This window comes from Desulfotignum phosphitoxidans DSM 13687 (assembly GCF_000350545.1).
GTDB lineage: Bacteria > Desulfobacterota > Desulfobacteria > Desulfobacterales > Desulfobacteraceae > Desulfotignum > Desulfotignum phosphitoxidans.
In genome coordinates this window covers 185,587-204,644 of the sequence record NZ_APJX01000007.1, presented here as the reverse complement: position 1 = coordinate 204,644, position 19,058 = coordinate 185,587, and the positions used below count along the sequence as shown (strand labels likewise).

General features: G+C 54.2%; 15 protein-coding genes. 13 read left to right on the top strand and 2 right to left on the bottom strand.

Features of this window, described 5'->3' with window-relative positions; all coding sequences use genetic code 11:
* Positions 1-6: 6 nt before the first annotated feature.
* Positions 7-600: a LemA family protein gene (locus DPO_RS16110; RefSeq protein WP_006967236.1), complete on the bottom strand. Its 594-nt coding sequence runs from the start codon at positions 598-600 to the stop codon at positions 7-9.
* 199 nt (positions 601-799) lie between these two features.
* Here DPO_RS16110 and DPO_RS16105 point away from each other — a divergent pair, with 199 nt between their 5' ends.
* From DPO_RS16105 to DPO_RS16090, 4 genes are all read left to right on the top strand, one after another.
* Complete coding sequence (locus DPO_RS16105) at positions 800-1,375, top strand: TetR/AcrR family transcriptional regulator (RefSeq protein ID WP_006967235.1); 576 nt, start codon at positions 800-802, stop codon at positions 1,373-1,375.
* Between the two features lie 88 nt (positions 1,376-1,463).
* Positions 1,464-2,681 carry an efflux RND transporter periplasmic adaptor subunit gene (locus tag DPO_RS16100; protein WP_006967234.1) on the top strand — a complete coding sequence of 406 codons (1,218 nt, stop codon included), beginning with the start codon at positions 1,464-1,466 and terminating at the stop codon, positions 2,679-2,681.
* Positions 2,681-5,863 (top strand): efflux RND transporter permease subunit, encoded by a 3,183-nt coding sequence (locus DPO_RS16095; RefSeq protein WP_006967233.1) that lies wholly within the window; start codon positions 2,681-2,683, stop codon positions 5,861-5,863. The genes DPO_RS16100 and DPO_RS16095 overlap by 1 nt, the downstream gene beginning before the upstream one ends.
* Positions 5,856-7,262 (top strand): efflux transporter outer membrane subunit, encoded by a 1,407-nt coding sequence (locus tag DPO_RS16090; protein ID WP_006967232.1) that lies wholly within the window; start codon positions 5,856-5,858, stop codon positions 7,260-7,262. Before DPO_RS16095 ends, DPO_RS16090 begins: the two co-directional genes overlap by 8 nt.
* A 6-nt stretch (positions 7,263-7,268) precedes the next feature.
* Here the strand turns inward: DPO_RS16090 and DPO_RS16085 are convergent, their stop codons facing one another.
* Complete coding sequence (locus tag DPO_RS16085) at positions 7,269-8,117, bottom strand: pirin family protein (RefSeq protein WP_006967231.1); 849 nt, start codon at positions 8,115-8,117, stop codon at positions 7,269-7,271.
* Between the two features lie 107 nt (positions 8,118-8,224).
* On the opposite strand from DPO_RS16085, the gene DPO_RS16080 reads away from it, so the two are divergent.
* The 9 genes from DPO_RS16080 to DPO_RS16040 all read left to right on the top strand — a co-directional run bounded on the left by DPO_RS16080 (position 8,225) and on the right by DPO_RS16040 (position 18,985).
* On the top strand, positions 8,225-9,223 hold the full coding sequence (locus DPO_RS16080; protein WP_006967230.1) for a J domain-containing protein: 999 nt from the start codon (positions 8,225-8,227) through the stop codon (positions 9,221-9,223).
* Between the two features lie 30 nt (positions 9,224-9,253).
* On the top strand, positions 9,254-9,592 hold the full coding sequence (locus DPO_RS16075) for a cupin domain-containing protein (RefSeq protein WP_006967229.1): 339 nt from the start codon (positions 9,254-9,256) through the stop codon (positions 9,590-9,592).
* 234 nt (positions 9,593-9,826) lie between these two features.
* Positions 9,827-10,987, top strand: coding sequence for a DUF294 nucleotidyltransferase-like domain-containing protein (locus tag DPO_RS16070; RefSeq protein ID WP_160166925.1), 1,161 nt, complete (start codon positions 9,827-9,829; stop codon positions 10,985-10,987).
* 28 nt (positions 10,988-11,015) lie between these two features.
* Entirely contained in the window at positions 11,016-12,209 is a 1,194-nt protein-coding gene (locus DPO_RS24045) for an HD domain-containing phosphohydrolase (RefSeq protein WP_006967226.1), read from the top strand.
* Between the two features lie 54 nt (positions 12,210-12,263).
* A complete protein-coding gene (locus tag DPO_RS24040) occupies positions 12,264-14,528 on the top strand; it encodes a cache domain-containing protein (RefSeq protein WP_006967225.1) in 2,265 nt (754 codons plus the stop codon).
* Entirely contained in the window at positions 14,525-15,196 is a 672-nt protein-coding gene (locus DPO_RS16055; protein ID WP_006967224.1) for a response regulator transcription factor, read from the top strand. The genes DPO_RS24040 and DPO_RS16055 overlap by 4 nt, the downstream gene beginning before the upstream one ends.
* Positions 15,197-15,384: 188 nt before the next feature.
* The gene (locus DPO_RS16050) at positions 15,385-17,010 is read left to right on the top strand and encodes an AMP-binding protein (protein WP_006967223.1); all 1,626 of its coding nucleotides are present in this window, start codon (positions 15,385-15,387) and stop codon (positions 17,008-17,010) included.
* Positions 17,011-17,044: 34 nt separating this feature from the next.
* Positions 17,045-17,338: a hypothetical protein gene (locus tag DPO_RS16045; protein ID WP_006967222.1), complete on the top strand. Its 294-nt coding sequence runs from the start codon at positions 17,045-17,047 to the stop codon at positions 17,336-17,338.
* A 12-nt stretch (positions 17,339-17,350) separates the two neighbouring features.
* Complete coding sequence (locus DPO_RS16040) at positions 17,351-18,985, top strand: sodium:solute symporter family transporter (protein ID WP_006967221.1); 1,635 nt, start codon at positions 17,351-17,353, stop codon at positions 18,983-18,985.
* Positions 18,986-19,058: the final 73 nt, after the last annotated feature.

Here is a 19,058-nt window from a genome sequence, read left to right as displayed (position 1 = left end):
TTTCCATTACTGGGTAAAGTCAACCTTTGGGACACTTTTTGCCGTGTCTTCCGCCTGGAAATATTGTTTTCTGTCAAGATGGAGCATCAGTTTGTTGGTCAGATTGTTTGGGAATTTCCGGATGGAGAAATTAAAGTTTTCCACGGCCTGGTTATACCGTTGACGCGCCACATTGATACGGTTTTCCGTTCCTTCCAGCTGGTTTTGAAGGTCCAGAAAATTCTGACTGGCTTTCAGATCCGGATATCTTTCCACAACCACCATGAGCCGGGACAGGGCGGAAGAAAGGCTACCCTGCATCTGCCTGAGGCGTTCCATGGCTTCCGCACTTCCTAAATCCTCCTGGGACAGTTGAACGGAAGTTGCTTTGGACCGGGCTTCAATCACGGCTTCAAGGGTTTCTTTTTCATGGGACGCATACCCTTTGACCGTCTCCACCAGGTTGGGGATGAGATCGGCCCGTCTTTGCAGGCTGGATTCCACATCTCCCCATGCCTTGAACACGGTCTCTTCATTCTGCTGGATGGTGTTGTATCCGCAACCGGATATCAATCCGAGTGCAAGAAACAACATCATGTAACGAACCATATGTTTAATCATTGATACCCCCGTTTTAAGCTTCTTACGCCGTCAGAATCAGATTCAATCCAGGATACCGACATCCAAATAGAAAGGACCCTGTTCTTTTATTTACACGAACAGGATATAACATGTCACACATTGAAAAACAACTTGACGTAAAATACGCACTGTTATATTCTGAATGAATGTTCATTCCTAATGCAAGGAGAAACAGATTATGCCCAAACAGGTGAAGCGGGAGGATATTATCCGGACCGCAATGGAACTGCTCGCGGCCCAGGGGTTTCACGGGGCGCCCATGTCCATGATTGCCGAAAAAGCCGGCGTCGGAGTAGGCACCATATACCGCTATTTTGAAAACCGGGACATCCTGATCAAAACGATCTATCAAGAGTGTGAACAACGACTGGTGGCATTTTTAACCCAGGATTATCCTTACGGTCAGCCGGTCCGGATCTGTTTTTTTCATATTGCCAAAGGCCTGGTGGCTTATTTTACCCAAAACCCTATGGAATTCAAGTATTCCGAGCAATTTCACTACTCTCCTTTTGGTGAAGCCCATCGCCGGAACCGGATTTTTAAAGCGGCCGGACAGCCGGATATTTTCATGGAACTTTATGAAAGAGGTCTGTCCCAGCAGGTGATCAAACACCTGCCCCCAACGGTTTTCTTCAACCTGGCGTTTGCGCCGATTGCCTGGTCTTTGCGGGATCATATTCTGGAAATTGCACCCATTGATGATGCGCTTGCACAGGTGCTTGCCGCATCATGCTGGGACAGCGTAAAAAAATAATCCCCTTGTAAACATTTACCATTATCATTTGAACCGTCATTTGATTGAAAATGACGGTTTTGACAATTTGACTGAAAGGTGTTGCCGCATGCAGAAATGTTTCAAAATCCAGATGATTTTTCTGATTCTGTTCATCTGGGCAGGATTCACATTGACAGGGTGTGATCAGATCACCCGCCGGCTTGATCCGGAAAAAGAAACCAAACCGGAATCAGAAGAAGTCCGGGCCGTTTCCGTGGTAACGGTGGCCACACAAAAGGTGACACTGACCACAGAACTGCCGGGACGAACCGCACCGTTCCGGATGGCGGAAATCCGGCCCCAGGTCAACGGCCTGATTTTAAAACGGCAGTTCACCGAAGGGGCCAATGTCACGGCCGGTCAGGTGCTGTACCAGATCGATCCGGCCCCGTTTCAGGCGGCCCTGGACAATGCCGAAGCCGCCCTTGCCCGGGCCAAAGCCAATCTGGCGGCCACCCGGCTGCGGGCTGAACGATATGAAACACTTCTGGCCGACAATGCCGTGAGCCGGCAGAGCTATGATGATGCCGCAGCCGCGCTCACCCAGGTGGAAGCGGATATTGCCGCCTGGAAAGCCACGGTGAAATCCGCCCGCATCAATCTGGCATACACCCGCATCACCGCACCCATTTCCGGCCGCATCGGCCGGTCCAATGTCACGGAAGGCGCCATTGTCACCGCGTACCAGCCCTTACCTCTTGCCACCATTCAACAGCTGGACCCCATTTTTGTGGATGTGCCCCAATCCACCATTGAATTGTTAAGAATGAAGGACAGCCGAGACCATGCCGGGGAAAAGGACCTGAACCAAGTGAAAATTCTGATGGAAGACGGCACGGCCTATCCCCAGGACGGGACCCTGCAATTTTCAGATGTGACTGTGGATCCCACCACGGGATCCGTCATTATCCGGGCCGTGGTTCCCAATCCGGAAAACAGGCTGCTGCCGGGCATGTTTGTCCGGGCACAGATTATGGAAGGCGTGGATGAACATGCCATTCTGATCCCCCAGCAGGGGGTTTCCCGGGATGCCAAAGGCAATCCCTTTGCACTGGTGGTGGATGAAAACAACCGGGCTGCGTTTCGCGGGCTGGTCCTTGACCGGGCCATTGGCGACCAGTGGCTGGTGTCCTCGGGTATCACACCTGGTGAAAAATTGATTGTCGAAGGACTGCTCATGCTGCGGCCGGGTATGGCCGTCGCCGCCACCCCGTTTGACGCGTTGTCGTCCCAGGAAACGCCCGATGCTTCGTCTCAAAAAAAGCGTGACAAAGGGGCATTGTAATGTTATCCAGATTCTTTCTTGACCGCCCCGTGTTTGCCTGGGTAATCGCCATTGTCATGATGACCGCCGGCGGTCTGGCCATCTACAACCTGCCCGTGTCCCAGTACCCCCAGATCGCCCCCCCGGCCATTGCCATTGATGCCTTTTTTCCCGGAGCGTCGGCGGAAACCGTGGAAAATACCGTCACCCAGGTGATCGAACAGAAAATGACCGGGCTCGATGACATGCTGTATCTGTCGGGCACCAGCTCTTCTTCCGGCACCTCCCGGGTGGAGCTGACCTTTGCCCCGGGAACGGACCCGGACATCGCCTGGTCCAAGGTGCAAAACAAGTTGCAGCTGGCCATGGCCAGTCTGCCGGATGTGGTGCAGCGCTCCGGTGTCAAGGTCAGCAAATCCACCCAGAACTGGCTGATCATCGTGGGCCTGATATCTGAAGACGGGAGCATGAGCGGCACGGACTTGAGAGACTATGCCCAGTCCAGTCTGGAAAAAATCCTGTCCCGGGTCCCGGGGGTGGGGGAAGTGGAAAATTTCGGGTCCCAGTATGCCATGCGGGTCTGGGTCAATCCGGACCAGCTCACCAATTACAATCTGACCATGGAAGATGTGATTGCCGCGCTGAAATCATACAATGTCGAGGTTTCCGCCGGTCAGCTGGGCGGAGCCCCTGCCGTGGAAGGCCAGCGCATGAACGCGGCCATCATTGTTCAGCATCTGCTCCAGACCCCGGAAGCGTTTGCCGCCATTCCCATCCGCACCAATCCGGACGGTTCCGTGATCCGGATCAAAGACATCGGGTACACGGAACTGGGAACGGAACGGGATGATGTGGTGGCGGAATACAACGGCAAACCCTCCGCTGCCATGGCCATCCGCCAGGCGGCCGGTGCCAATGCCCTGGAAACCGCCAATGCCGTCAAGTCAAAACTCGAAGAGATGAGCCAATATTTTCCTCCCGGCATGAAGGTGATTTATCCCTATGACACGACCCCTTTTACCAAGGTGTCCATTGAAGAGGTGATCAAAACCCTGTTTGAGGCCATTGTGCTGGTGGTGTTTGTGATGTATCTTTTTATGGGGACCTTCCGGGCCACATTGATACCCACCGTTGCCGTTCCCGTGGTGCTGCTGGGCACGTTCGGCATCCTGGGGGCGTTCGGGTTTTCCATCAATATGCTGACCATGTTCGGCATGGTGCTGGCCATCGGCCTTCTGGTGGATGACGCCATTGTGGTGGTGGAAAATGTCGAACGGATCATGGCCGAAGAAGGCCTGTCTCCCAGAGAGGCCACTGCCAGATCCATGGATCAGATCACCAGTGCTTTGATCGGCATCGGTCTGGTCCTCTCAGCCGTTTTCGGTCCCATGATCTTCTTTCCCGGTTCCACGGGTGTGATCTACCGCCAGTTTTCCGTGACCGTGATTTCCTCCATGATGCTTTCCGTGGTGGTGGCATTGATTCTGACACCGGTGTTGTGCGCCACGTTTTTAAAGCCCATCCCCAAAGGGCATGAACCTGCAGACGGGGCCGTCCGGTTTCTGCGCCCGTTTTTCCGCTGGTTTGACCGGTTTTTTTTCCGGCTCCGGGATCTGTATGTCCGGCTGGTGGGCCGGGTTCTGGCAAAAAGAATGCGTTATCTGCTGGCGTTTGTGCTGATTGTGGCGGCCATGGGATATCTGTTCCAGCGCATGCCCACAGGCTATCTGCCGGATGAGGATCAGGGCATCCTGCTGGTGCAGGCCATGCTGCCGTCCGGTTCCACCCTGGAACAGACCGAGGCGGTTATGGACAAAGTCAGGAATCATTTTCTGGAAAATGAAACCGAGGCCGTGGAATCGGTCATGGTGGTGGCGGGGGTCAGTTTCGGGGGGGATGGCCAGAACATGGCCCTGGCCTTTGTTCAGCTCAAAGACTGGGCCTTGCGTGAACGACCCGACCTCAAGGTCGATGCCGTGGCAGGCCGGGCCATGGGCGCTTTTGCCCGGTACAAGGAAGCCATGGTGTTTGCGTTTGCACCGCCCCCCGTCATCGAACTGGGCGTGGCCACGGGGTTTGATCTTCAACTGCAGGACCGGAGCGGACTGGGTCATGACAAACTCATGGCGGCCCGGAACCAGCTGCTGGGCATGGCGGCCCAGGATCCGCGCCTGATCAATGTCCGGCCCAACGGCATGGAAAATGTCCCGGAATATTATGTAGATGTGGACTGGGACCGGGCCGGGGCGCTGGGGGTTTCCATCAATGCCATCCACAACACCATATCCGCGGCGTTCGGCAGTGCCTATGTCAATGATTTTATTCAGGCCGGCCGGATCAAAAAGGTGTTTGTCCAGGCGGATGCCCCGCATCGAATGCTGCCGAAAGATCTGGAAAAACTGTATGTACGCAACAACCGGGGAAAGATGGTGCCGTTTTCCTCTTTTGCCTCGGGCCGCTGGGCCATGGGGTCCCCCAAACTGGAACGTTACAATGCATTTCCGTCCATCAATATCTGGGGTGAACCGGCGCCGGGAAAAAGTTCGGGCGAGGCCATGGCGGCCATGGAAGAGATCATTGCGCAACTGCCGGACGGCATCGGGTATGACTGGACGGCTCTGTCCTACCAGGAACGGATGGCCGGGTCCCAGGCCCCTTTGCTGTATGCGTTTTCCATTTTTGTGATCTTTTTGTGCCTGGCCGCTTTGTACGAAAGCTGGCCCATCCCCATTGCCATTTTGTTGACCCTGCCTTTGGGTGCCATCGGCGGGGTGATTGCTTCGAGCATGCGGGGAATGTCCAATGACGTGTATTTTCAGATCGGCCTGTTGATCACCCTGGGCCTGACCACCAAGAATGCGATTCTGATCGTGCAGTTTGCCCGGGTCCGCATCGACGAAGGCGCGGATCTGATCGCCGCCACCCTGGAAGCAGCCAAACTCAGACTGCGGCCCATCATCATGACGTCTCTGGCTTTCGGCTTCGGGGTGGTGCCCCTGGCCATTGCCACGGGTGCGGGTTCCGGGGCCCAGCGGGCCATCGGCACGGGGGTTCTGGGCGGGGTGGTGACCTCCACCCTGCTGGTCACGCTCTTTGCCCCGCTGTTTTATGTCTTGATCTACAAGGCTTTGGGCAAACATCGAAAACGCTCGAACACGGCCCCTGCCGTGGCACAGATATCCGGAGGAACGTCTCATGAATAAACGCGTACTGGTTTTGATTGCCGCATTCACCTGCCTGGTCGGCGGCTGCACCATGGCGCCCGAATATACCCGGCCCTCCGCGCCCATTCCTTTGCAATGGCCAAAAGGCGAGGCATATCAGGATACGGCGGAACCAGGGGCATTACCGGTCCAGGAACTTTCCCGGCAGACATTTTTCGGGAATGAACCGCTTTTGAAACTCATTGAACTGGCCCTGGAAAACAACCGGGACCTGCGCCTGGCCGCGTTAAATGTGGAAAAAGCCCGGGCCCTTTACGGGATTCAAAGAGCGGAACTTTTTCCGGCACTCCATGCCACGGGCGCCGGTGCCAAAGAACAGCGATCCTTGGATCTGATCAGCCCGGGTGAGCCCAGAACCGTGGAACAATACAATGTGGGACTGAGCATGGCTGCCTGGGAAATCGATTTTTTCGGCCGGGTCCGCAGCCTGGAAGACCAGGCCCTGGAAGAATATCTGGCCACGGATGCGGCCCGTCAAAGTGTCAAGATTGCGCTGGTGTCCCAGGTGGCAACCGCATACCTGACCCTTGCGGCAGACCGGGAAAATCTCAACCTGGCCCGATCCACACTGGATTCCCAGCAAAAAGCCCATGATTTGATCCAGCGGCAGTATGAGGTGGGAGTCGCCACGGAACTGGACCTGCGCCGGGCTGAAATTCCCGTGGAAACCGCCCGCAGAGACGTGGCCCGTTTCACCCAGTCTGTGGCTCTGACCCAAAACGCGCTCAATCTTCTGGCCGGCGTTACCGTGCCGGATGATCTTCTGCCCAAAGACCTGAAAACCGTTCAGGAACCCGGAACCGTTCTTGCGGTCCTTTCTTCCGATGCACTGCTGTTCCGGCCGGATATCATAGCGGCGGAACACCGGTTAAAAAGTGCGTATGCGGTTATCGGTGCGGCCCGGGCCGCATTTTTCCCGCGCATCTCTCTGACCACCGGCATCGGCACGGCCAGTGATGCCCTGTCCGGTCTTTTCAGTTCCGGAACCGGCACATGGAATTTTGTGCCCCAGGTGGCTTTGCCGATTTTTGATGCCCGGGTCCGGGCTGCCTACCGGGTCAGCAAAGCCCAGCGGGACATTGCCGTCACCCAGTATGAAAAAACCATCCAGACCGCATTCAGGGAAGTGGCGGATGCCCTGGCTGTCCAGACCATGATCGACCGGCAGATCGCTGCCCAGGAAACACTGACACAGGCGGTGGCAAAAACCTATTTTCTGGCAAAAAAGCGCTATGAGAATGGAATCGACAGCTACCTGAGCGTTCTGGATGCCCAGCGGTCCCTTTATACGCAGCAGCAGGTGTTCAACACCCTTTTGCTGCAAAAAAGTGCCAACCAGGTACGGCTCTATGCCGTACTGGGCGGCGGAGATGAGTAGCGGGTATCATCCGGTTTTGATGAACCTGCCTTCCCGGTATTCCCGGAAAGCGGTTTCCAGTTCCTCTTTGGTATTCATGACAATCGGCCCTCTCCACACCACTGGTTCATTGAGCGGCCGGCCGGACAGCAGCAGAAACCGGACCGGTTTTTCAGCAGCGGACACGGTGATGCGTGTGCCTTTCCCGAACAGCACCAGGTCTCCGTTTTCAACGGGTGTCCCGCCGGTGCTGCCGCTGCCGCCGATCACATAGATGAAAACCGTGTGGCCCGGATCCACATCATGGGTAAAGACAGCCCCGGTCGGCACATCACAGTCCAGAAATGCCGGCTCGATCACAATGTCATCCACCGGGCCGTTCACGCCATCCATACTGCCGGCAATGATTTTCACCCGGATCTTTCCATCCAGCATGACTTCTGGCACCTGATCCGCCGTGATGTCCCGGTATTTGGGAGAGACCATCTTTTGGGCCGCCGGCAGGTTGGCCCACAGCTGGAATCCGTGCATGGCCCCTTTGTCATCTCCTTTGGGCATCTCCTGGTGAATGATGCCGCTGCCCGCAGTCATCCACTGTATATCCCCGGACGAGATGGTGCCCTGGTTGCCCAGGCTGTCCCCATGGGCCACATCCCCTTTCAGGACATAGGTGATGGTTTCAATACCCCGGTGGGGGTGCCAGGGGAATCCTTTCAGATAATCCGCCGGTGTGTCGGACCGGAAATCATCCAGCAGCAGAAACGGATCCAGGGTCGGGGCTTCGGCATGGCCGAACAACCGGTTCAGCCGGACTCCGGCACCTTCTGTGACCGGTTGGCGCTTCAGTGTGAGTTGAACGGGTCTGTCCTGGGGCATGATCTCCTCCATAATGGTTTAAAATTGCTTTTTAATACGTTCTCCATTATAACGGTTCCCATGAAATATAAAAGAGAAGAAACCCGGTTCTACCCGGGTAATGCCCCATGTATCTGGCCAAAGTAAGAAAAAACAGACAGACTATCTACTGTCTCAGGGAATCCATCCGGGAAGCATCGGTTCATGGATTTCAGGAAATCTGTGCCCTGGGACCGCAACCCGGGGCCTGGATCGATTACCCCGGGGGCAATGCCTGGCATTTGTGCGATGAACTGGTCCATCGGATTGCCCAAAAAGCCCGGCAGTTTGATCCGGACCTGCTGGAAGACCTGTTCTGGCCGTTTGTCCGGCCTGATATCCGCCAGGCCACAGCCCATTTCCGGGAGCGGAACAAAACATCCACCTACCGGCGCATGACCCGGGATGAGAAAAAATCCGTGGCCCGTTCCACCCATGCGTTTGACAAGCGGAGGGCTCATTTTCTCAAATTCGGCAACATGGATCAGGGACCTTTGGTGAACATGCCGCCGGCCCTGTTCCGGAAACTTAAGGGCAAATGCCGGGATGAGATCGAACAGAGATTCATGCAGCAGGAAAGCCGTCTCAGTCATCGGGAACTCAAGTCTTATGTCTACACCATCTTTGACTTGCAGCGATTTTTCAAAGGATTTCTGGCAAAAAAAATGCCCCATGCCCTGGATCAGAAAAAAGTGGATACATTTTTCATCCAGGAACTGTGCGATCTGAACAAGCGCCTTTTCCGGCAGTCCGGACATCTGCACGATTATCTGATCCGGTATGTGGTCATGTTTTTTGACCATCCCTATGGAGAATCGGTTCTGCTCGAAGAAATGGAGCAGGATTTCCGGTTCCGGAGCCGGTTTTTTCACCCGCCGCCCAAACCGGCCGTGTCCCGGTCCAGGGCCAGGGAAATTTTCAATCTGACCGCCACGGAATTCAAGGCCATGGACAAACGGTCGTTGACCCGGCGGTTCCGGAAACTGGCAAGGAAACACCACCCGGACAAAGGCGGCAGCCATGATAAATTTGTAGAACTCAGCGAGGCTTACCAGGCCCTGCTGGCAAAAATCAATCCACCGGGATAAGACCGGTTTTTCATGAAAAGGAACATACCCATGTTTTACAAAGCCCAGAACAATGGATTCAAGCAGGCCATGCCGGGAATACAGATCAAGACCCTGGTCTATGGCGACAGCACCCTTTTGTCTCAGTTCAAACTGGCGGGCGGCCACACCCTGCCCGTCCATACCCATCCCCATGAACAGACCGGATACCTGGTTTCCGGCCGCCTGAAACTGCGCATCGCAGATGACACATTTGATGTGGAGCCCGGAGATTCCTGGTGTGTGCCGGGCAACATCCCTCATGGGGCAGAAGTGCTGGAAGATGCCGTGGCCATTGAGGTGTTCTCTCCGGTGAGAGAAGACTATCTGCCGGACAGTGCCCCTGAATAGCAGATATCCCCGCAACCGGGACCTGACATCTGAACTGCCCGGTTCACAGGTAACCATCATCCCTGAGATCATCCATAAGCCATGATGATCATGTTGACCTTTTTCAGGACCGGTGGTAAAACCAGGCGGACATGAAAAAAGGAACATATGATATGAAATTTGACCAGCGTGTATCCTGCGGCAGCCTGAATATGGATCACACAGGCCGGCATGTCCTGCTGGCCGGGTGGGTGGATGACAGCAGCTGCAACCCGCAGGCGTGATCCGGGAAACCGGTCTGAGATGCCCGACGATGTGTCATTACCACCGGAACTGGCTGCCTTGTTTCATCAAATTTATGACGATCTGACAACCGGCACGAATTATCCGGATCCCCGGCAGCTCAAAGATCAACTGGACACATGGATCCGGCACATGCTTTACAGCCCCACGGATCTGGCGGATATTCTTAAAGCGGTGTCCGCGATTCATGATGCACTCACCGCCCGGATCATCACCCATCATGTTTCCGTGTTCAAAACCCGGGATCACCGGTCAGTGCCGGGGGCTTTCTGCTGGATCGCCATGGGCAGTGACGCCCGGCAGGAACAGGTGGTACGAACCGACCAGGACAATGCCCTGATCTATGCGGACCCGCCCCGGTCCCAAGAAAAAGATTGGGATGCCTATTTTGCCGATCTGGCCGGACAGGTGGTCACGGACCTGGACCGGTTCGGGTTTTCTCTGTGCAAAGGGGATGTCATGGCCACCAACCCGCAATGGCGGGGGTCTCTGACCCGGTGGCGCCAGTCCCTGGACCAGTGGATCGGGTCTGCGGAACCGGCGGATATCCGGATTCTGACCATTCTTCTGGATTTCAGACCGGTTTACGGGGATTTCCCCATGGCCCGGGGTCTTTTGGACCGGGTGTTTGACCTGTTTCAGAAAAATCCGGCCGTCAACCATTATCTGACCCGGGATGATCTGCTTTTCAGCTCCCCCAAAACCCTTTTCGGCCGGATCCGGACCCACCGGATTCCGGGCTGCCGGGCCTGTTTCAATATCAAAACCGCCGGCCTGGCCCATCTGATCAACGGTATCCGCATTCTGGCATTGAATCACGGCATTTTTTCCCCGTCCACCCTGGCACGCCTGGCCGGCCTTAAAGACCAAAAAATAATCGATGCCGGAGAATATGAACAATACCTGGAAGCGTTTTATCACTTAAACCGGCTCAAGATCGGAAGTCACCTGAACCGGGACCGGCACCCGGACCTGCCCGTGAACTGCGTGGACCTGACCACCCTGTCTAAAACCAAAAAAAAACAGTTAAAAACCGTTCTGAACTCGGTGACCCTTCTCCAGAAACAGATCCAGAGAAATTACAGCATGAAATGGATGAATTTTTTCAATTAACCTGAGTTTAACCACACCCGGGGGGCATATGACACCGGATTTTCATGAATTTTTCACCCTGTTTGCAAAAATCAGCAAAAAGATCCATGCCAACACTGATACCAAAGATATTCTGGCCTGTATCGTGGAAAACATCACCCGGATTCTTTCTGCCAAAGGCTGTATTTTCTGGATTCTGAATACTGAAAAACAGTGCATTGAAACAAAAATCTTTCACGGATTTGACTACCAAAGCCTGATGCGCACCGATTATACCACCCTGATGACTTTGTTTGAAAACCACAAAAAAGCGTGTGTGGTGATTCCCAATGCCAGAGAAGATGACCGGATTCCAGACCTGGAGCGTCTGGGCAAACGGAAAATCAATTCCGTGACCGGCCTTTTCTTCAATATTTCAGGCCCGTATACCGGACTTCTGGCGGTTTATTTCATGGGGAACCGCACCCTGGAACCCCATGAACTGGAACTGGTCACGGCTTTAGGAGAACAAGGGGCCACCGCTCTGGAAAAGGCCATGGGTCATGACAAAAAAATTCTGGAAATCTACCGGAAAATCGTGGAAGGGTTTGCCCTGGCCATCGAGGCCCGGGACCGGGTCACCCATGGCCATTCCCGGCGGGTGGCCACGCTGTCCCGGCTCACGGCCCGGCAGATGGGTCTGGATGACGTCATGGTCAAAAACATTTTCCATGCCGGGATCCTCCATGATATCGGAAAAATCGGCACCCGGGACACGGTACTGGACCGTCTGGGGCATCTTACCCCAAAAGAGATGGAACAGATCCGGCAGCATCCGGTTCTGGGGGCGGACATCCTGGTGCCGCTGACCTTTTTTGAAGATATCGCCCCCATGATCCGGCATCACCATGAACGGTTTGACGGCACCGGATACCCGGATAAAATCGAAGGAAAGCACATCCCCCTGGGCGCCCGGATTCTGGCCGTGTGCGACGTGTTTGAAACCATGACCGCCGGCCGGCCCGGCATGCGGTCCAAAGACCTTGGCTCGGCCATTTGTGAACTGAAACACGGGGTGGGCACTTTATTTGATCCAAATGTGGTGCAGGCGTTTTTCGCCATGATTCAGGCACATCCCCAGGCCATGGAAATCCATGAATCCATAGACGATGTCCTGGATATGCTCCGGCAGAACATGGCGGATCTTGCCTTGCAGAACCGTCTGGAAAAAAAAACCACCCGCCTGTTTCCAACCGGATTTTAAACATTTGCCGGGTCTGGCTCAGACCCGGGCATAAACCCATTTTAGCGGGGAACCATGAACCTGTCATACCTGTTTAAGAACCTGCCCATCCGTTATAAGATCCTGTGTGTCTTCTCCGTCACTTTTGTCGTGATCATGGGTCTTTCCAGTCTCACCATCTATTCCATTGTAAAACAAAATGTTGAGAAAAATATCGAAACCATGCTGGAAAACGCCACAGCAGCCATGGTCAACAATGTCAGGACGGCCGCATCCGTGTCCATCCGAAACTATCTGCGGGCCACAGCGGAAAAAAATCTGGAGATCGTTACGCACCTGTACCAGCGTCAGGCCGATGGCAGCCTGACCCTTGAACAGGCCCAAAAACAGGCGGCAGACATCATGCTGGCCCAGAAAATCGGCACCCATGGCTATATCTGTATTCTGGACGGGACCGGCCGCGTGGTCAGACATCCCAAAAAACTGCTGGAAGGCCTGGATATTTCCGACCATGCCTTTGTTCAGGAAATGGTGGCCCAGAAAAAAGGATACATCGAGTATGACTGGCAGAATCCGGATGATGACTTTCCACAGCCCAAGGCATTGTATCTTGAATATTTTGCCCCCTGGGACTGGATGATCACGGTCTCTTCCTACCGGAAAAAATTTTCAGAACTCATGGAGATCAGTGATTTTGAAAAATCCATCCAGGGTCAGCGTTTTGGGAAAACCGGATATGCCTGTGTTCTGGATGCGGAAAACAATCTGATCATTCCTCCGGCACACCAACATGCAAATATCTTTTCAAACCCGGAACATGCGGACCGGTTTTTCAAAACCATTTCTGAACAAAAAGACGGGATTCATACGGTGTCATGGCCGGAAAAATCCGGGAACTTTGCTGGAAAAAACCGAATATTTTTCAATCATATTCCTGAATATCAATGGACGGTGGCATCCGCCATCCATATGGACGATTTTTTTTCTCCGCTCACGACCATCAAAAATTTTATCATGATTGTGGGACTGACGTCCCTGTTGGTGTTTATCCCCATCACATTTTTTCTGGGTGCCACCATCACGGAACCGCTGCGAAACCTCATGGACCGGCTCAATGAAGACATCGATACCGGAAAAGGGTTTTCCAACCGCATGGTGATTCCGCATTCGCTGGATGAGGTGGGCCAGATCTCGTTTTACTACAACTCATTCATGGAAAAACTGGAAACCTACAGCCGGGACCTCAAGGCCCAGATTGCCGAACGCAGACAGGTCCAGGAAGCGTTACAGGAAAGTGAAGAACGATACCGGTCCGTGATGGAGGCCGCGCCTGACCCCATCATCGTTTATGACATGGAAGGGCATGTCACTTATTTCAACCCGGCGTTCACCCGGGTATTCGGTTACACCCTGGAAGACAGCCTGGGGAAGAAAATGGACCATTTTGTACCGGAAGAACAATGGAAACAGGCCATGGAAGGAATTCAGGCCATCCTGGAAGGCCTGGTGCTCCCCCGCACGGAAACCACCCGGAAAGCCAGAGACGGCCGTCTTATCGAAGTGACCCTCCGGGGATCCGTATACCGGGACAAAAACGGGAACCCGTTAGGCACGGTCATCACCCACCGGGATGTCTCCCAGGTGAAACAGCTGGAAAAAGCGATCATGGAAATCGGAGAAAAAGAGCGCCAGAAAATCGGCAATGATCTTCACGATGACCTGTGTCCCCACCTCATCGGCGTGGAAGGGCTGAGCAAAGTGTTGAAAACCCGGGTGGAAAAAACCGCACCGGATGCGGCCCGGTCTGTGGAAAACATCACCCGCCTGATTCAGGAGGCCATAAAAAAAACCCGGCTGCTGGCCCGGGGCTTGTGTCCGGTCTATTTCAAACATGGATTGCTTTCATCATTACAGGAACTGGCGACCAACACCAAAACCGTTCACCAGGTAACCTGCGCCCTGCTGTACCATGAAAAAATCCCGGCCGGAAACGACATGGTGAACAGCAATATCTATCATATCGCCCAGGAAGCGGTCCAGAACGCCATCCGCCACGGAGGGGCCGACCATATCGTCATTGAGATGGCGTACCGGAATATGTCATTCTCCCTGGCCGTCAAGGACAACGGCACGGGGTTTGCCCCTTCCGGTGAATCCTCAGGCATGGGACTTCGCATCATGAATTACCGAACCAAACTCATGGGAGGATCCCTGGACATTGAATCCAGTGACACCGGCACCTGCGTCACCCTCAAACTGCCGGTCAGTGCCCTGCATTTTCCGGAGAATCGCACAAGATTGCACAAACCCCAAAAACATGGTATGGGCATACAGCAATGATGATAAAAAAGAAAATACTGCTGGTGGAAGACCACCCCATTTTCCGGCTCGGCCTGGCTGAACTGATCAATCAGGAAGAAGATTTAACCGCATCCGGCGAATCCAAGGATGTGGACGACGCCATCAGGGAAATCGAATCCGTGTTTCCGGACCTGATTATCGCAGACATTTCTTTGAAACATTCCGACGGCATCGATCTGGTGCGGCACGTGAACAAACACCACCCCCACATTCCCGTGCTGGTGCTGTCCATGCATGATGAATACCTGTATGCCCAGCGGGCCCTGCATGCCGGGGCAAAAGGATACATCATGAAACAGGAGGCCATGGAATCGGTGGTGGAGGCCATTCACCACGTGCTTGCGGGCAAAGTTTATCTGAATGATTCTGTGAAAGAGCATATCCTGTCCAATATCACAGGCACCAGTGATATTCGGAAAAAATCCCCCATTGACCGGCTCACGGACCGGGAAATGCAGGTGTTCAAACTCATCGGCAAAGGATATTCCTCCAGGGAAATTGCCGTGCGACTGTTTTTAAGCATTAAAACCATCGGCACCTACCGGGAAAGAATCAAAACCAAACTCAATCTGAAACATGCCAATGAACTGGTCCGGTGCGCCGTGCATTTCGAAAAAACCGGCCAGATCACCACAGTGCCGGAATAATCGGCCCTTCAAAGCCTTTGTCATCTCCTGATCCGACAACCTGTCAGGTTTTTCCCTACAAATCCGAATACATCCACCTACAGTGAAAATCAGTGTTTCACCGATTGTGGGATTGATTTTGCTTTACTATACGACATACAGGCGAATATCTCACCTGACAACCTCTATTTCAAAGGAAGGGAACGCTTATGACCGTACAACCCAACATGACCGATTATGAAAAAGAGTACAAAGAGTTCAAATGGCAGGTTCCGGAGTATTACAATTTTGCTTCAGACGTGTTTGACAAATGGGCCGAAGATAAGGAAAAACTGGCCATGCTCTGGGTGGATGACCACGGCACTGAGATCAGAAAAACATTTTACGAGCTCAGCAAAGCCTCCAAACAACTGGCCAACGTGTTCAAATCCCGGGGCATCGGCCAGGGGGATGTGGTCATTGTGGTGCTTCCCAGAAACATTGAATGGTGGATCGCTTTTACCGCGTGTATCCGGTGCGGGGCCATGATCGCGCCGGGCACCACCCAGCTGACGGCCAAGGACCTGGAATACCGGGCCAACAAATCCGAAGCGGCGTGCATCATCACCACACGGGACATTGCCGGCGCTTTTGACGAAGTCACAGACAAGTGTCCCACCGTGAAAACAAAGATTGTCATCACTGAGCCCAAAGAGGGGTGGGTTTTCTGGGATGAGGCCATGGACCAGGCATCCGACGAATTTGAAACCGCAAAGACCAAAGCAGATGACAACTGTCTGGTCTATTTCACTTCCGGCACCACGGGATTCCCCAAAATGGCGCTGCATGCCCATTCTTATGGATATGGACATATGGTCACCGGCAAATACTGGCTGGATCTCAAACCCGAAGACATGCACTGGAATGTGTCGGACACGGGATGGGCCAAGGCGGCCTGGTCCAGCTATTTCGGTCCCTGGAACCAGGGGGCGGCCCAGTTTGTCCATCATACGGACCGGTTTGATCCCAAAATCACGCTGGGTCTATTATCCAAATACCCCATCACCACCATGTGCGGGGCCCCCACCATCTACCGGATGCTGGTGCTTCAGGATCTTTCCAAATACAAATTTTCCACCCTGCGCCATTGCGTGGGTGCCGGCGAACCTTTGAACCCGGAAATCATCGAGGTGTGGAAAAAAGCCACGGGCTGTACCATCCGGGATGGATACGGCCAGACCGAAACCGTGATTCTGGCGGGCAATTTTCCCTGTATTCCGCCCCGGTTCGGATCCATGGGCAAACCCACGCCGGGCATTGATCTGCATGTGATCGATGACCAGGGCAATATCTTAGGCCCCGATGAAGAAGGCGATATTGCGGTGCGCATCGAACCGGAACGCCCCATCGGACTGTTCAAGGAATACTGGAAAGAACCGGACCGGACGGCAGCCGCCTTTATTCCGGGCTGGTATCTCACCGGGGACCGGGCCTATGTGGATGAGGACGGGTATTTCTGGTTTGTGGGCAGATCAGATGACGTCATTCTCACCTCAGGGTACCGCATCGGTCCCTTTGAGGTGGAAAGCGCATTGATCGAACACCCGGCCGTGGCCGAATCCGCCGTGGTCTCCAGTCCGGATGAAACCAGAGGCGAGGTGGTGAAAGCCTTTGTGATCCTGGCACCGAACTACAAGCCCAGTGACGCGCTGGTCAAGGAGATCCAGGATTATGTGAAAAAAACCACGGCCCCTTACAAGTATCCGAGAAAAATTGAATTTGTGGATGAACTGCCCAAAACCATCAGCGGCAAAATCCGGCGGATTGAACTGCGGGATTCGGAATGGGGAAGATAAAATGGTTATGACATCTTAAAAAGGGAGACAATCCATGAAAGAAAAAATTTACAAAAAGGAAATCCGGATCACGATTATATTCACCGTGCTGCTGCTTTTAACCGGACATTCCGCATCCATTTTCGTTCTTTTTCCCGGCCTTCAGCAGGGAACCCTGTGGGGGTTTCCCATCCAGTATATCATTCCCATTCTGCTGGGATGGTTCGGCATTGCCGCGGTCTGCCTGGCAATGACCCTGGTGTGCAACAAATTTGACGATGAAATGGCAGAATACGTCAAAACCCTGGCCCCTGAAACCGACACCTCAACCGAAAATACTCAAAAATAAGGAGATGACACCATGCCTGCGGAATATGCATTAAACAACGTCTGGATCGGACTGGGAATGGTGATTATCCTGTTTGCTATTTTTTATGCGGTCGGTTATTTTTCGAGCCGGAAAACAGCGTCGGACGAAGATTTTTACGCGGCCGGGTTCTCCATCGGTCCGGTGACCAACGGACTGGGTATGGCGGCCACATGGGCCAGTCTGGCCACATTTTTAGGGGTCATCGCCCTGATCCTGCGGCTGCAGGTACCGTTTGTATATTTGTGGATCCAATGGGCCATCTCCATCCCTTTGCTCACCCTGCTGTACGGCACCAGCCTTCGGCGGATGAAAGCGTTCACCCCTGCCAGTTTTATCCGGCAGCGGTATGGAAAACCCTCCACCATCGTGATCGTGTGCTGGATGATTCTGATCATGATCATGTATGCCTTAGGCCAGATGGTGGGACTGGGACAGGCGTTCGAGCTGCTGTTCGGCGTGCCGTATAATATCGCCATCATTGTGGCGGGTCTTGCCACGGTGGGATTCATCACCATCGGCGGGATGTACGGGGCCACCTACAACGCGGCCTTTCAGATGGTGGTGATGACCATTGCCATGATCGTGCCCATGGGTGCCATCATGAAGGCCATGGGGTCTTCGGGATGGTGGTTTCCGCCCCTGGCTTATGGGGACATGGTGCCGGACATGATCAAAAACATCCCGACGTTTTTTGACATGAAATACGATTTCCGGTGGTATTTTGCCCTGATCCCGGCCTTTACCCTGGGACCCGTGGCCCTGCCTCATCTGGCCATGAAGGTGTTTACCTCATCCTCAGTCAAAAGCGCCCGATGGGCCGTGGTTTGGTTTGCCCTGTTTTTAGGCCTGCTGTTTTCAGGAACCTATGTGGTGGGCTTTGCCGGCAACTATTTTACCGCCACCACGGGCCGGATCATTGAAAAAGCGGACCAGACCATCCTGATCCTCAACGTGTTTTACAACCCCACTCTGGTGGCCGCCTTTGTCATGGGCGGGGCCATCGCTGCCGGGCTGTCCACCATCGGCGGCAACCTCATGGCCATCGCCGGGCTGGTGGGATCGGATCTGCTGGGCATCATCGCCCCCAACATGGAATCCGCCAAAAAGATGAAATGGGGATATGCGGCCCTGGGGCTGGGCGGACTGGCTGCCGTTCTCATGGCGTTCAATCCCCCGCGATTCCTGGTGACCAGTATTCTATGGGCATTCGGTCTGCTGGCCACCACGGCCACCCCGGCCATTCTGCTGGGGGTGTGGTGGAAAGAGGCCAACAAACTGGCATTGATCATCTCCTCCATGGTCTGCGGAATCATCTTTATTGTGATCTCCCCCCATGTGCTGCCCTCCATCTGCGTCGGATCGGGTCTGGTGGCGGCATTGGGCATGTCCGGCGGCATGGTGACCATTCCCTTGAGCTTTGCCATGTTCATCATCCTGTCCATCGCCTTTAACCGGATGCCGGCCCTCAAGGCATACGCCCCGACGCTGGCGGACAAAAAAGTGATCGACCGGATCCACGGCTGGGGTCCGGATTATGATGAATCCCGGTACAACGGCATCAAATGGCCGCTGATCATCTCAGCGGTCTGCGTCGCTGTCTTTATCTGGGGCCTGCAGCCCTGGTAACCTTCACCCATGAATGGGGTCCGGCCCCGGCCCGCCCGGGGCCGGACCCCATTCAATACCCCCCATGCCCCGG

What these genes read in the sequence shown, in the direction of transcription:
- DPO_RS16090 (WP_006967232.1), top strand. Translation starts at nt 5,856, where the DNA reads ATGAATAAACGCGTACTGGTTTTGATTGCCGCATTCACCTGCCTGGTC.
- DPO_RS16045 (WP_006967222.1), top strand. Translation starts at nt 17,045, where the DNA reads ATGAAAGAAAAAATTTACAAAAAGGAAATCCGGATCACGATTATATTC.
- DPO_RS16040 (WP_006967221.1), top strand. Translation starts at nt 17,351, where the DNA reads ATGCCTGCGGAATATGCATTAAACAACGTCTGGATCGGACTGGGAATG.
- DPO_RS16105 (WP_006967235.1), top strand. Translation starts at nt 800, where the DNA reads ATGCCCAAACAGGTGAAGCGGGAGGATATTATCCGGACCGCAATGGAA.
- DPO_RS24045 (WP_006967226.1), top strand. Translation starts at nt 11,016, where the DNA reads ATGACACCGGATTTTCATGAATTTTTCACCCTGTTTGCAAAAATCAGC.
- DPO_RS16100 (WP_006967234.1), top strand. Translation starts at nt 1,464, where the DNA reads ATGCAGAAATGTTTCAAAATCCAGATGATTTTTCTGATTCTGTTCATC.
- DPO_RS16085 (WP_006967231.1), bottom strand. Translation starts at nt 8,117, where the DNA reads ATGCCCCAGGACAGACCCGTTCAACTCACACTGAAGCGCCAACCGGTC.
- DPO_RS16050 (WP_006967223.1), top strand. Translation starts at nt 15,385, where the DNA reads ATGACCGTACAACCCAACATGACCGATTATGAAAAAGAGTACAAAGAG.
- DPO_RS16075 (WP_006967229.1), top strand. Translation starts at nt 9,254, where the DNA reads ATGTTTTACAAAGCCCAGAACAATGGATTCAAGCAGGCCATGCCGGGA.
- DPO_RS16070 (WP_160166925.1), top strand. Translation starts at nt 9,827, where the DNA reads ATGACAGCAGCTGCAACCCGCAGGCGTGATCCGGGAAACCGGTCTGAG.
- DPO_RS16055 (WP_006967224.1), top strand. Translation starts at nt 14,525, where the DNA reads ATGATGATAAAAAAGAAAATACTGCTGGTGGAAGACCACCCCATTTTC.
- DPO_RS24040 (WP_006967225.1), top strand. Translation starts at nt 12,264, where the DNA reads ATGAACCTGTCATACCTGTTTAAGAACCTGCCCATCCGTTATAAGATC.
- DPO_RS16080 (WP_006967230.1), top strand. Translation starts at nt 8,225, where the DNA reads ATGTATCTGGCCAAAGTAAGAAAAAACAGACAGACTATCTACTGTCTC.
- DPO_RS16095 (WP_006967233.1), top strand. Translation starts at nt 2,681, where the DNA reads ATGTTATCCAGATTCTTTCTTGACCGCCCCGTGTTTGCCTGGGTAATC.
- DPO_RS16110 (WP_006967236.1), bottom strand. Translation starts at nt 600, where the DNA reads ATGATTAAACATATGGTTCGTTACATGATGTTGTTTCTTGCACTCGGA.